The sequence below is a fragment of the Nocardioides sp. GCM10028917 genome (assembly GCF_042666175.1).
In the GTDB taxonomy this organism is placed as follows: Bacteria; Actinomycetota; Actinomycetes; order Propionibacteriales; family Nocardioidaceae; genus Nocardioides.
On record NZ_JBHTFL010000007.1, the window covers coordinates 1,048,263 to 1,060,546 of the forward strand.

The following is a 12,284-nucleotide window of genomic DNA, read 5'->3' on the forward strand; positions in this document are numbered from 1 at the left end:
GTGGTCTCGTTCGTCACGGGCGCCTACATCCTCGCGGCGCTCCTGTTCATCCTCGCGCTCGCCGGCCTGAGCAAGCACGAGACGGCCCGTCGCGGCAACGCGTTCGGCATGGCCGGCATGGCACTGGCCGTGGTCGCCACGCTGCTGCTCGTCCTCGACTACCTCACCGACGACCTCATCGTCGACAAGACCCCGATCGTGGTCGGGCTCGTCATCATCGGGGTCGCCGGCACGGTGGGCGCGGTGATCGGCATCCGGCTGGCACGCGGCGTCGAGATGACCGGCATGCCCGAGCTGATCGCGATGATGCACAGCTTCGTCGGCCTCGCGGCCGTGCTCGTCGGCTACAACACGTTCATCGAGGTGGCCTCGGCCCACGGCAGCGTCGGGCTGGAGTCCGATGCTGTGCACAACGCCGAGGTCTTCATCGGCGTCTTCATCGGCGCGGTGACCTTCACCGGATCGATCGTGGCCAACCTCAAGCTGAGCGCGCGGATGAGGTCCGCGCCGATCGCGCTGCCGGGGCGCCACCTGCTCAACCTGGGCATCCTCGTGGTGTCGGCCGTGCTGATGGTGTGGTTCATGGCCACGGACGGCTGGGTCGGCATGGTGCCGCTGGCGGTCATGACCGTCCTCGCGCTGGTCCTCGGCTTCCACCTCGTCGCCGCGATCGGCGGCGGTGACATGCCTGTCGTGGTGTCGATGCTCAACAGCTACTCGGGCTGGGCGGCGGCCGCCGCGGGCTTCATGCTGGGCAACGACCTGCTGATCATCACCGGCGCGCTCGTCGGCTCGTCCGGTGCGATCCTCAGCTACATCATGTGCAAGGCGATGAACCGCTCGTTCGTGAGCGTCATCGCCGGCGGCTTCGGCTCCGACGGCGCCGTCTCCGGTGAGGCCCGCGACTACGGCGAGCACCGGGAGATCAAGGCGGACGAGGTCGCCGACCTGCTCGCCCACGCGTCCTCGGTCGTGATCACCCCCGGCTACGGCATGGCCGTCGCACAGGCGCAGTACCCCGTCGCGGAGATGACGAAGAAGCTGCGCGAGAAGGGCGTCGACGTCCGCTTCGGCATCCACCCCGTGGCGGGCCGTCTGCCCGGGCACATGAACGTGCTCCTCGCCGAGGCAAAGGTGCCGTACGACATCGTGCTGGAGATGGACGAGGTCAACGACGACTTCCCGGACACCGACGTCGTCCTCGTGATCGGCGCCAACGACACGGTCAACCCCGCGGCCCTCGAGGAGCCGGGCTCACCGATCGCCGGGATGCCCGTGCTGGAGGTCTGGAACGCCAAGGACGTCATCGTCTTCAAGCGGTCCATGGCCACGGGCTACGCCGGCGTGCAGAACCCGCTGTTCTTCAAGGACAACGCCCAGATGCTCTTCGGCGACGCCAAGGACAAGGTCAACGAGATCGTCGCCGCCCTGGGTTGACCCTCAGCCCTTCGTGCCACCGGCGGTCAGACCCGCGACCAGGTGGCGCTGGGCGAAGAAGAAGACGAGCGCCGCCGGGAGCGTGACGAGGACCGCCCCCGCGGTGAGCAGCTCCCACCGGGGGCTGAACTGCGGGACGAACTGCTGGAGGCCGGCGCCGAGCGTGTAGTTCCTGCTGCTCTGCATGAAGGCGATGGCGTACGCCACCTCCGCCCAGGCGGTGAGGAACGTGTAGAAGGCCGTGACCGCGATGCCCGGCCGGGCCAGCGGCAGGACGACGCGCCAGAAGGTGCCGTACGGGCCGAGGCCGTCCAGCGCCGCGGCCTCGTCGAGCTCGCGTGGGATCGTGTCGAAGTAGCCGCGCAGCATCCAGGCGCAGAACGGGACCGCGACGGTGAGGTACGCGATGACGAGGGAGGCCTTGGTGTCGATGAGCCCCAGGTTCGCCATGATCGTGTAGATCGGCACGATGAGGATCGCCACCGGGAACATCTGGGTGAGCAGGAAGGTCCACATCAGCCCGCGCTTGCCCGGGAAGTTGAAGCGGCTCAGGGCGTAGCCGGCGGTGGCGGACATGGCGATGCCGAACACCATCGTGAAGGCCGCGACGATGACCGAGTTGAGGAACCAGTAGGGGAAGTCGGTCTCGCCCAGCAGGGTCCGGTAGTTCTCCAGGGTCGGGCTGGCGAAGAGGTGGATCTCCGAGCGGCGGATCTCGCTGGCCGGCTTGATCGAGCTCAGCAGCACCCACGCGATCGGGAACAGGGCGCAGAAGGTCGCCACCACCAGGGTGGCGTGCAGGCCGATGCTGGCGACGGTGGAGCGCTTGCGGCGCACGTGCGGTGGCCGCGGGCGGTCGAGCGCCTGGGCCCCCTCGATCGTCGCCGGCTGGATCGCCTGGGGCAGCACCTCTGCCATGTCAGAACACCTCTCCCTGCTTGGCCAGTACGCGCTTGTAGACCCCGGCGTAGACGACGAGGATCGAGAGGATCAGCACGCCGTAGGTCGCGGCCAGCGAGTAGTCGCGGATGCCCTCGAAGGCCGCGCGGTACGCACCGGTCACGAGGATCTCGGTCTCACCGGCGGGCTGGCCGCGGGTGACGAAGTAGATGATCGGGAACATGTTGAACGTCCAGATGGTCCCGAGCAGGATCACCGTCGAGCTGACCGGGCGCAGCCCCGGCAGGGTGATGTTGACGAAGCGCTGCCACGGAGTGGCGCCGTCGATCTCGGCCGCCTCGTAGAGGTCGCCGTTGATCGACTGCAGTCCGCCGAGCAGCGCCACCATCATGAACGGGACACCGAGCCAGACGTTGGCGACGATGGCGGTGAACAGCGAGGTCCAGCGCTGCTCGAACCACGCCACCGGGTCCAGGCCGACGGCGCGCAGGGCGCCGTTGATGACCCCGAAGCGCTCGTCGAAGATGAACCGCCACGCGAAGGCCGCCACGAAGGACGGCACCGCCCACGGCAGGATCAGGGCGACCCGGTAGAAGCCACGGCCGCGGAACTCGCGGTTGAGCATCACCGCCAGGCCCAGGCCCAGGCCGTAGTGGCACACGACGCAGGCGATGGTCCACACCAGGGTGTTGACGAACTGCAGCCAGAACTCGCCCTGCGCACCGGTGAGGATGTCGATGTAGTTGTCGAGACCCACGAACTGTGCGGCGTCGGGGTTGGGCTCGCAGGTCTCCTCGCCGCCGAGGACCTTGGTGCAGATCTCGTCGCGCTGGTTGGACTCGTTCAGGTTGGTGAACGACTGGGCCACGCCCCGCAGCAGGGGATAGAAGACCAGGACACCGAGCACGATCACCGTGGGGAGCACCATGGCCCACGCGTACCAGTGCTTGTCGAAGCTCTTGCGCATCCGTTGTCTCCGGGAGGTCGAGAGGAAGTGCTGGGGGTGGCGCTCCCGCAGGGGGCCGGACCGGTACGTCGCCCGGTCCGGCCCCCGCGGTCAGCAGGGTGTCACTGGAGCGAGTAGTCCGGGACCACGTCGCTCTTGTAGGTCTCCGCGACCTTGTCGAGGGAAGGCTGCACCGGCTTGTCCTGGATGAGCACCTCGGTGGCCATCTCGTCGAGCGGGGCGAAGAACTGGCCGCCCTCGGCGATCCAGGGCCGCGGCTGGGCGACCTCCATGGCGTCGGCCCACAGGGCGACGCGCTCGTTGGTGACCATGTCGTAGGCGTCGGCGTTGCCGGGCAGCAGGCCGAGCTCGTCGGCGATGAAGGCCTCGGACTCCGCCGAGCTCATGAAGGCGATGAAGGCGGCTGCGGCCTCGGCCTTCTGGTCGTCCATGCCGGAGTACACGACGTAGTTGTGGCCGCCCACCGGAGCGCCCTGGCCGGCGCCGCCGGCAGGAACTGGCGCGACGCCGAGGTTCTCGATGCCGCCGAAGTTCGGGTCGTCGCTGATCCCGGCGACCTCCCAGGGGCCGTTGATGATCATCGCGACCTTCTGCTCCTTGAACAGGGTCATCATCGTGCCGTAGGGGTCGTTGGCCGTCGGCTTGACCGAGGTGCCGTCCTTGACCATGTCCTGGGCCGTCTGGATGCCGGTGGCCGCCTCGGGGCTGTTGACGGTGATGGCCTGCCCGTCGACGTCGACGAGGTCGGCGCCCTCGCCGTACATGAAGGGCAGCAGGAAGTAGCCGCCGGAGTTGAGGTAGATGCCGTCGACCTTGGCCTTGCTCTTCAGTGCCTTGGCCGCCTCGGTGACCTCGTCCCACGTGGTGGGCGGGGCCTCGGGGTCCAGCCCCGCCTTCTCGAAGAGCGCCTTGTTGTACATCAGGCCGAGCGTGTCGGTGACCTGCGGGACGCCGTAGGTCTTGCCCTCGTAGACGTTGCTGGACAGCGGGGTCTCGAGGAAGTTGTTCTCCAGGGCCGCGGTGCCGTCCAAGGCGTAGAGGTAGCCCAGCGAGGCGAACTCCGGGGTCCAGGCGACCTCGGCGCGAAGGATGTCGGGCGCACCCGAGCCGGACTCCGCGGCGGTCTTGAACTTGTTCTGGGTCTGGTCGAAGGGGACCGTCTCGTGCTTGATCGTGACGTCCGGGTACTCCTCGTTGAACTTCTCGATCAGCTTGTCGTAGGCAGGTGCCTCGTTGGTGGCGTCCGAGGTGTCCCACCAGGTCAGCTCGGCGTTGAGGTCGGCCGAGCTGGTGTCGCCCTCGCTCTCGGTGTTGCTGTCCGAGTCCCCGCTGTCGCTACCGCACGCCGCGAGCGTGAGGGCGAGGGCGGCGACGGCGATTCCGGCGGAGCCGGCCTTGAATCGGCGCATCGATGTCTCCCATGAAAAGCGCACCCCTAGGGGTGCGTGTGATGACGGTCACCGGAGGCTAGCAAGAACATTCAGAATCTGAAAGACCTTGCAAGCCCCCTGCAAGCGTGCTTGCATTCGGCCATGGCCACCCTGTCGCAGATCGCCGGCGAGGCGGGCGTCAGCGAGGCGACCGTGAGCCGCGTCCTCAACAGCAAGCCGGGCGTCAGCGAGGCCACGCGACAGTCGGTGATCACCGCGCTCGACGTCCTGGGCTACGAGCGGCCCACCCACCTGCGGCAGCGCAGCGCCGGCCTCGTGGGCCTGGTCGTGCCCGAGCTGGAGAACCCGATCTTCCCCGCCTTCGCGCAGGTCATCGAGGACGCGCTGGCACGCCGCCGGTTCACCCCGGTGCTGTGCACCCAGTCGCCCGGCAGCCTCTCGGAGGACGAGTACGTCGAGTCGCTCCTCGACCACGGCGTGGCGGGGATCATCTTCGTCTCCGGCAAGCACGCCGACACCCGGGCCGACCACGAGCGCTACCGGATGCTGCTCGACCGGGGGCTGCCGGTCGTCTTCGTCAACGGGTACGTCGCCGGGGTGCAGGCCCCCTTCCTGTCGGCGGACGACCGGGTCGCGATGGACATCGCCGTGGCCCACCTCGCCCATCTCGGTCACCGCCGCATCGGGCTGGCGATCGGTCCGTCGAGGTTCATGCCGTCGGCTCGCAAGCGCGAAGGGTTCGTCGCCGCGCTCGGCACCCGCCTGGGGCTGCCCGCCACGGAGGCTCGATCGTGGGTCGCCGAGACCATCTTCTCCGTCGAAGGGGGCGCGGCCGCCACCGAGCAGCTGCTCGAGCAGGGCGCCACCGCCGTCGTCTGCGGCTCCGACATGATGGCGATCGGCGCCATCCGGGCGGCGCGTGCTGCCGGCCTCGACGTACCTCGCGACGTGTCGGTCGTCGGCTTCGACGACTCGCCGCTCGTGGCGTTCCTCGATCCGCCGCTCACCACCGTGCGCCAGCCGGTCGCGCAGATGGGTGGCACCGCCGTCGCGGCGCTCGCGGACGCCATCGCCGGCGACCCCGTCGCGTCGCGGGAGTACCTCTTCGCCCCCGAGCTGGTGCTGCGCGGCTCGACCGGGCCGGCGATCGACCGGGACTGACCCGGTCGACCAGCGGAGGACCGCCTCAGCCGAGGGTGGTGCCGGCGAGCGTGCCGATGAGGTAGGTGACCCCCATCGCGAGCAGGCCGCCGGACACGTTGCGCACGACGGCCGGCAGGCGCGGGCTGTAGCCGATGCGCGCGCTGACGAACCCGGTGAGCGCCAGCGCCGCGACGACGCTCAGGACCGTCAGGAGCACCCGGACGCTGTCGGGGACGAACGCCACGATGAGCAGCGGCAGCAGCGCGCCGATCGTGAAGGCGAGCATGGAGGCCCAGGCGGCGTGCCACGGGTTGGTCAGGTTGTCGGGGTCGATGCCGAACTCGATGTCGGCGTGCGCGCGCAGCGCGTCGTGCTCGGTCAGCTCACGGGCGACCTTCTCGGCCGTCTCCGGTGACAGGCCCTTCTCGACGTACATCGCGGCGAGCTCGCGCTCCTCGGTCTGCGGCATCTGCCGCAGCTCCGCGGCCTCGAGGCCGAGGATCGACTTCTCGGAGTCGCGCTGGGTGCTGACCGAGACGTACTCGCCCGCTCCCATGCTCAGGGCGCCCGCGGTCAGGGCCGCGATGCCGGCGATCACGATCACGCCGCTGTCGTCGGTGGCACCTGCCACGCCCATCACGACACCGGCGGTGGACACGATGCCGTCGTTGGCGCCGAGCACCGCGGCGCGCAGCCAGTTGAGCCGCGTGCCGACGTCGTCGCCCAGCTCCTCGTGGAAGTGCCGGGGATCCTCGTCGGTCCCGATCTCGAAGCTCACGTCTCGATCGTTCCTCGCCGTGCCCGGCCGCGCAACGAAGGTGAGGCTTGGCTGCGCGGCGTACGACGTCAGGCGAGCGCGTACGTCCGGACGACCTCGTGCCGCGGTCGGCGGCGGGCGCCCTCGCCGAGGTACGACGCCACGAGCGCGACCTCGCCGACCTGCCAGCGGGGGCCGTCGTAGGCGTCGAGCAGCCGGACCCACGACGTGACGTTGGCCGGCCGACCGAGCCGGCCGAGGGTCAGGTGCGGGTGGAACCGCTGTCCGTCGACGCGGGCACCCGCGCGGGACATCGCCGCCCGGCACGACGCGGCGAGCGCGTCGAGGCCCACCTCGTCGTCCACCTCGAGGCCGGACCACAGCACCCTCGCCGCGTCGGGGTGCGGGAACGCGCCACCGCCGGCGATGCGCATCCCGAACGACGTCCGCCGTTCGGCCGCCAGGGCCAGCAGCTCGTCGAGCCCGTCCAGCGCCCGGTCCGGGACCGACTCGGCGACGGCCAGCGTCACGTGCCACTGCTCCGTGGCGGACCAGCGGAACGTCGCGGCCTCGCGCCGCGCCGACAGGAACGACTCGAGGTCCTCCACGACCTCCTCGGGCGGGACGACCGCCACGAACATCCGCGTCATGCGGCTCAGTGTGCCGTGACGCCGGGTCTCGTGACGGTCGCTGCGCGACCTCCTCGACCAGCGGGCGGGGTCACAGCCCGAGGTCGCGGCCGATCAGCATCTTCATGATCTCGTTGGAGCCCGCCCAGATCTTGGTCACGCGGGCGTCGCGCCAGGCGCGGGCGACGCGGTACTCGTTCATGTAGCCGTAGCCACCGTGCACCTGCACGCAGTGGTCGAGCACGTCGTTCTGCACCTGCGAGGTCCACCACTTCGCCTTGGCGGCGTCGACGGGCGTCAGCTCCTTCTTGGTGTGCGCGACGACGCACTGGTCGACGAACGCCTGGGTGACGTCGACGCGGGTGACGAGGTCCGCGAGCAGGAACTGGGTGTTCTGGAACGAGCCGATCGCCTGGCCGAACGCCTGCCGGTCCTTGGCGTACTGGACCGTCTCGTCGAGGATCTGCTTGGCGTGGGCGAGGTTGGTGATCGCCGAGCCCAGGCGCTCCTGCGGGAGGAACTGCATCATCGAGATGAAGCCGGTGTCCAGCGGGCCGACGAGGTCGTCGTTGCTGACGCGCACGTCCTCGAACGACAGCTCGGCGGTGTCGGAGTCGTCCTGGCCGACCTTGTCGAGCACGCGGCCGACGCTGAAGCCCTCCAGCGTGGTGTCGACGGCGAAGAGCGAGATGCCCTTGGCCTTCTTCTCCGGGCTGGTGCGGGCCGCGACGAGCACCATGTCGGCCGAGCCGCCGTTGGTGATGAAGGTCTTGGATCCGTTGATCACCCAGTCGTCACCGTCGCGGACCGCGGTGGTCCGGAGGTTGGCCAGGTCGGAGCCGCCGCCGGGCTCGGTCATGCCGATGGCCGTGACGAGCTCGCCGGTCGCGGCGCGCGGCAGCCAGCGTGCCCGCTGCTCGTCGGTGGTGAGGTGGACGAGGTAGGGGACCGTGATGTCGGCGTGGATGCCGACGCAGCTCGGGAGGGTCATGTTGACCTTGGCGAGCTCCTCGGTGAGGACGGCGTTGAACCGGTAGTCGCCGGCCTCGGAGCCGCCGTGCTCCTCCGGGATCTCGAGGCCGAGGAAGCCCTGCTTGCCGGCGGCGAGCCAGAAGTCGCGGTCGAGCCCGTGGTTGCCGGCGTACGTCTCGAGGTGGGGGGTGACCTCGCGGTCCAGGAACTGCTTGACCGAGGCGCGGAAGGCCTCGTGGTCCTCGTCGTAGATCTCACGCTTCATGCGGCTATGTTACCCGCGAGTCACCAAGCCCCGTCGATCACCCGGAAGTGGGTCCGAGGGGACCTGATCCGGCGTAACGTGCCCGTCGTCCGGCTCGGGACTGGCAGGGGGAGCGGTGATGGACGACGACGGGCTGTGGGTCCGCCCGCGGGCACGCGCGTGGGGGAACGAGGCCCAGCGCGCGGTGCTGCACGCCATCGCCGAGGACCTCGTGAAGCGTACGCACCACAAGGTGGTGGCGATCGAGGCGCTGCGCTCCGACGGCTACCTGGAGTTCGTGGCGATCGCCGGCGACGACGCCGCCCGCGACAAGATGCTCGGCCAGGCGTCGCCGCTCGCCCTCGACCACATCAGCCAGCTCGGCGTGGAGCTGGCCGGCTGGAACCACATCCCGAGCGAGCGGCTCGACGACGCCACCCGCGCGTGGCTCGACGAGTACGGCCACCGGCCGGACACTCCGGCCTCCGGCCTCCCCAACGGCTGGGACCCCGACGACCAGATGGTGCGGCTGCTGCAGAACGAGGACGGCGAGCTGCGCGGGCTGCTCTACCTCGACGAGCCGTTGTCGGGGTTGCGTCCCACGCCGGAGACCGTCGCGGCGATCAACGCGGAGGCGGGGGTGCTCTTCGAGGCGGTCATCAGCATCGTCGAGCGCGAGCTCTACGGCGAGCAGGTGCGGATGGTCGCCCAGGCGCGGAGCGCGATCGAGAGCGTACGACCGGGGCTGGGCGTGCAGGACCTGTCCAGCGAGCTGTCGCGTGCCATGGTCGAGGCGATGGACGTCGCGACCGTCGACGTGATCGCGGTGGGCTCGGAGGTCCCCGGCATCGAGGAGGACCGACTCGACGTGACGGAGATGATGCGCGAGCAGTGGGCGCGGCGCGGGCACGTCGTCGTCGAGCGGCAGCGCACGTGGAGCATGAAGGAGGACTCGATCGAGACGCCGCCCTCCCTCACGCGCCTGCTCGACACGTACGGCCTCGGGTCGGGGCTGCTGGTGCCGATCGGGGCCGGCGAGGAGTACCTCGGCACGCTATCGATGGGACGGGCGGCCGACGCACCGAGATGGAACGCCTCGGAGATCAACGCCGCCACGACCGTCGCCTCCGACCTGGCCCGGCTGCTGCTGGAGGCGCGGCTGATGGAGCGCCAGCGCGCGCTCAACGTCGAGCTCCGCGACGTCATCGACTACCGCCGCGACATGGTCCTGACCCTCGCCCACGAGCTGCGCAACCCCGTCAGCGTCCTGTTCTCCCACCTGGAGCTGCTGGGCCTCGAGACGCACTCGGAGGCGTCGAGCCACTCGCTCGAGGCGCTCGACCGGGCGGCGCGGCGCATCGAGGACATGGTGGCGGACCTGCTGACCCTGGCCTCGGTCAGCGATCCCGACCGGGGCGCCTCGCTGGCCGAGGTCGACCTCGCCGCCCTGGTGAGGGAGACGAGCGACTTCCTCGCCCAGATGGCAGCGAGGGACGGCGTGGAGCTGCGGACGGTCGTGGCCGACGACCTCGTGGTCACCGGCGAGGCCGCGGGCCTGCAGCGGATGGTCTCCAACCTGCTGTCCAACGGGATCAAGTACACCCCCGAGGGAGGGCAGGTCGCGATGGACCTCTCGCGCCGGACCGTGGACGGGGTCGACGGGGTGCTGATCACCTGCACCGACACCGGCATCGGCATCGCCGCCGCCGAGGTCGACAAGGTGTTCGCCCCCTTCTTCCGCTCGAGCAGCCCCGAGGCGCGGAAGCGCCCGGGCACCGGCCTCGGCCTCGCGATCATCGAGCGGGTCGTGACGCGCCACGACGGGACGCTCGAGGTCGAGTCGGTGCTGGGCGAGGGGACGACGTTCACCGTGTGGCTGCCGGTCGGCGGCCCGCGGGCGGCGCGCTGACACGTCGTCGACCCAGCAACAGTTCGTCCACAGCGCGGGCCACAACGAGGGAAAACGGTCCGGTGGCCACGGTCGCGCGCCTACGATCCACGTGGCGGGGGGAGGGCGAGACGCCATGGAGCAGCTGCGGACCGGGGAGCGCAGGACGCGCGACCTCAGCTGGGGCGACGCGCGGGCGCGCGCTCTCATGCACGCCCTGGCCGACGACGCCGCCACCCGCACGGGCTTCCGCGTCTGCGCGATCGAGGTGGTGCGGCCCAAGGGCCTGCTGGAGTTCGTCGCGATCCACGGCGACGCGGCCAGCGCCGAGGAGCGCCTCGGCACGGCCTCGCGCCTGTCCGACATGCAGCTCGTCTTCGCCCAGGGCGAGGAGCACGGGCAGTTCCTCTGGATCCCGTTCGAGAACCTCTCCGAGGAGATCCGCGAGCGCATCGACGGCGTCGTCGTCGTCCCCGACCTCCCGACCACCGGCGAGCAGGGCGACTGGCATCCCATGGACATGCTCGTCGCCCGGATCGACGACGAGCGGGGCGACCTGCGCGCGCTGCTCTACCTCGACGTGCCCAGCGACCTCGCGCGACCCGACGCCGCACGGCTCCGCGAGATCAGCGACGAGCTCGCCACGATCCTGCGCTCGATCCTCACGGTGGTCGAGCGCGAGGAGTACGCCGGCCACATGAGGGTCATCCGGGCCACCCGGCGGCTCGCGCGGTCCAACCCCGCCCGGCACGACGTCAACCACCTGCTGCGCGAGGCTCGCTCGACGCTCCTCGGCGCGCTGTCCGTCGACGAGCTGGAGATCCGGGTCTTCCTCGACCAGGACGCAGCCACCCCCGACAGCCTGGGCCTGGAGGTGGCACCCGACGTGGGGAGAGCCCTCGACGAGGCGGCCGCGCGAGCGTGGACCCACCAGCGGGTGCTCATCATCGAGCCCGGGCACGTCTGGGGCGACCCCGAGCTCGCGGCGTACGCCGACTGGTTCACCACCGCGCTCGACAAGGCAGGCTTCGAGGCCGTCGTCGTCGCTCCGGTCGGGGTCGACGACAAGGTGCTCGGCATGCTGATGTGCGCGCGGCGCACCGGGTCGCGCCGCTGGACCGACGGCGAGGGCGTCGCCGCGCTGGAGCTCGGCCACGACCTCGGACGCGCCATCGCCAATGCCCACGCCACCCAGCGCGAGCGCCGCCTGCTCGAGGAGCTGCGCGAGCTCGAGGTGGCGCGCCACTGGTTCCTGCGCGAGCTGACCCACGAGATCAACAACCCGATGACGGTCATCGCCGCCAACGCCGAGTTCCTCGCCACGAGCGAGACCATCGACGAGCGCGACCAGCGGCGTGCCCAGGCCGTCCTGCGGGCGAGCGAACGGCTGGGCGACCTGCTCCAGGGGCTGTCGATGCTGTCGCAGGTGAGCGACCCGCAGCAGCCGCCCGCCATGCAGCAGGTCGACCTGGTCCCGGTCGTCGAGGAGACGCTCGCGGCGATGACCGCCGTCGCCGAACGCTCCGGCATCACGCTCCACCTCGTCGGCGACCTCGACGAGGCCGTCGTGCTGGGCGACCCGCGCGAGATCGCCAGCGCCGTCTCCAACCTCGTCGACAACGCGGTGAAGTACTCCGACGCCGGCCACGAGGTGTGGATCGGCGTGGAGCCACGGCCTGACGGCGGGCTGTCCTTCGTCTGCAGCGACGAGGGACTCGGCATCTCCGAGGCCGACCAGGCCAACCTGTTCGCCCCGCTGTTCCGCTCGACCAACGAGGCGGCCCTGATGCGGCCCGGCACGGGCCTCGGTCTCGGCATCGTGCGGGAGATCATGCAGCGTCACGGCGGCAGCATCGAGGTCGAGTCGGCGCTCGGCCGAGGCACGCGCGTCCGCCTGCAGTTCCGGCCCTACGTGCCTCGATCCGGCTCGGCGGCCTGACGGCGTCAGGGACGCCT

10 protein-coding genes are annotated in these 12,284 nt (G+C 70.4%); 4 read left to right on the plus strand and 6 right to left on the minus strand.

Annotated elements, in window-relative coordinates:
• Positions 1–1,437 carry a Re/Si-specific NAD(P)(+) transhydrogenase subunit beta gene (gene pntB, locus ACFQW6_RS14425; protein WP_378546440.1) on the plus strand — a complete coding sequence of 479 codons (1,437 nt, stop codon included), beginning with the start codon at positions 1–3 and terminating at the stop codon, positions 1,435–1,437.
• Between the two features lie 3 nt (positions 1,438–1,440).
• Here the strand turns inward: pntB and ACFQW6_RS14430 are convergent, their stop codons facing one another.
• The 3 genes from ACFQW6_RS14430 to ACFQW6_RS14440 all read right to left on the minus strand — a co-directional run bounded on the left by ACFQW6_RS14430 (position 1,441) and on the right by ACFQW6_RS14440 (position 4,713).
• Positions 1,441–2,355, minus strand: coding sequence for a sugar ABC transporter permease (locus ACFQW6_RS14430; protein WP_378546444.1), 915 nt, complete (start codon positions 2,353–2,355; stop codon positions 1,441–1,443).
• Between the two features lies 1 nt (position 2,356).
• Positions 2,357–3,304 (minus strand): carbohydrate ABC transporter permease, encoded by a 948-nt coding sequence (locus ACFQW6_RS14435; RefSeq protein WP_378546447.1) that lies wholly within the window; start codon positions 3,302–3,304, stop codon positions 2,357–2,359.
• Between the two features lie 101 nt (positions 3,305–3,405).
• Complete coding sequence (locus tag ACFQW6_RS14440; RefSeq protein WP_378546450.1) at positions 3,406–4,713, minus strand: extracellular solute-binding protein; 1,308 nt, start codon at positions 4,711–4,713, stop codon at positions 3,406–3,408.
• A gap of 123 nt (positions 4,714–4,836) precedes the next feature.
• On the opposite strand from ACFQW6_RS14440, the gene ACFQW6_RS14445 reads away from it, so the two are divergent.
• Positions 4,837–5,856: a LacI family DNA-binding transcriptional regulator gene (locus ACFQW6_RS14445; RefSeq protein ID WP_378546453.1), complete on the plus strand. Its 1,020-nt coding sequence runs from the start codon at positions 4,837–4,839 to the stop codon at positions 5,854–5,856.
• A gap of 25 nt (positions 5,857–5,881) precedes the next feature.
• Here ACFQW6_RS14445 and ACFQW6_RS14450 read toward each other — a convergent pair whose 3' ends face one another.
• The 3 genes from ACFQW6_RS14450 to ACFQW6_RS14460 form a co-directional block, all read right to left on the minus strand.
• Positions 5,882–6,616 carry a VIT family protein gene (locus ACFQW6_RS14450; RefSeq protein WP_378546456.1) on the minus strand — a complete coding sequence of 245 codons (735 nt, stop codon included), beginning with the start codon at positions 6,614–6,616 and terminating at the stop codon, positions 5,882–5,884.
• Positions 6,617–6,684: 68 nt separating this feature from the next.
• Positions 6,685–7,245 carry an RNA 2',3'-cyclic phosphodiesterase gene (thpR, locus tag ACFQW6_RS14455; protein WP_378546459.1) on the minus strand — a complete coding sequence of 187 codons (561 nt, stop codon included), beginning with the start codon at positions 7,243–7,245 and terminating at the stop codon, positions 6,685–6,687.
• Between the two features lie 70 nt (positions 7,246–7,315).
• Complete coding sequence (locus ACFQW6_RS14460) at positions 7,316–8,461, minus strand: acyl-CoA dehydrogenase family protein (protein WP_378546462.1); 1,146 nt, start codon at positions 8,459–8,461, stop codon at positions 7,316–7,318.
• A gap of 118 nt (positions 8,462–8,579) precedes the next feature.
• Here ACFQW6_RS14460 and ACFQW6_RS14465 point away from each other — a divergent pair, with 118 nt between their 5' ends.
• Both ACFQW6_RS14465 and ACFQW6_RS14470 read left to right on the plus strand, forming a co-directional pair.
• Positions 8,580–10,349: a sensor histidine kinase gene (locus ACFQW6_RS14465; protein ID WP_378546464.1), complete on the plus strand. Its 1,770-nt coding sequence runs from the start codon at positions 8,580–8,582 to the stop codon at positions 10,347–10,349.
• A gap of 115 nt (positions 10,350–10,464) precedes the next feature.
• Complete coding sequence (locus ACFQW6_RS14470; protein WP_378546467.1) at positions 10,465–12,267, plus strand: ATP-binding protein; 1,803 nt, start codon at positions 10,465–10,467, stop codon at positions 12,265–12,267.
• The last annotated feature ends 17 nt before the right edge of the window (positions 12,268–12,284 follow it).

Coding starts and splice junctions, on each gene's coding strand:
- ACFQW6_RS14460 (WP_378546462.1), bottom strand. CDS start 8,461: ATGAAGCGTGAGATCTACGACGAGGACCACGAGGCCTTCCGCGCCTCG.
- ACFQW6_RS14445 (WP_378546453.1), top strand. CDS start 4,837: ATGGCCACCCTGTCGCAGATCGCCGGCGAGGCGGGCGTCAGCGAGGCG.
- thpR (WP_378546459.1), bottom strand. CDS start 7,245: ATGACGCGGATGTTCGTGGCGGTCGTCCCGCCCGAGGAGGTCGTGGAG.
- ACFQW6_RS14465 (WP_378546464.1), top strand. CDS start 8,580: ATGGACGACGACGGGCTGTGGGTCCGCCCGCGGGCACGCGCGTGGGGG.
- ACFQW6_RS14440 (WP_378546450.1), bottom strand. CDS start 4,713: ATGCGCCGATTCAAGGCCGGCTCCGCCGGAATCGCCGTCGCCGCCCTC.
- ACFQW6_RS14430 (WP_378546444.1), bottom strand. CDS start 2,355: ATGGCAGAGGTGCTGCCCCAGGCGATCCAGCCGGCGACGATCGAGGGG.
- ACFQW6_RS14470 (WP_378546467.1), top strand. CDS start 10,465: ATGGAGCAGCTGCGGACCGGGGAGCGCAGGACGCGCGACCTCAGCTGG.
- ACFQW6_RS14435 (WP_378546447.1), bottom strand. CDS start 3,304: ATGCGCAAGAGCTTCGACAAGCACTGGTACGCGTGGGCCATGGTGCTC.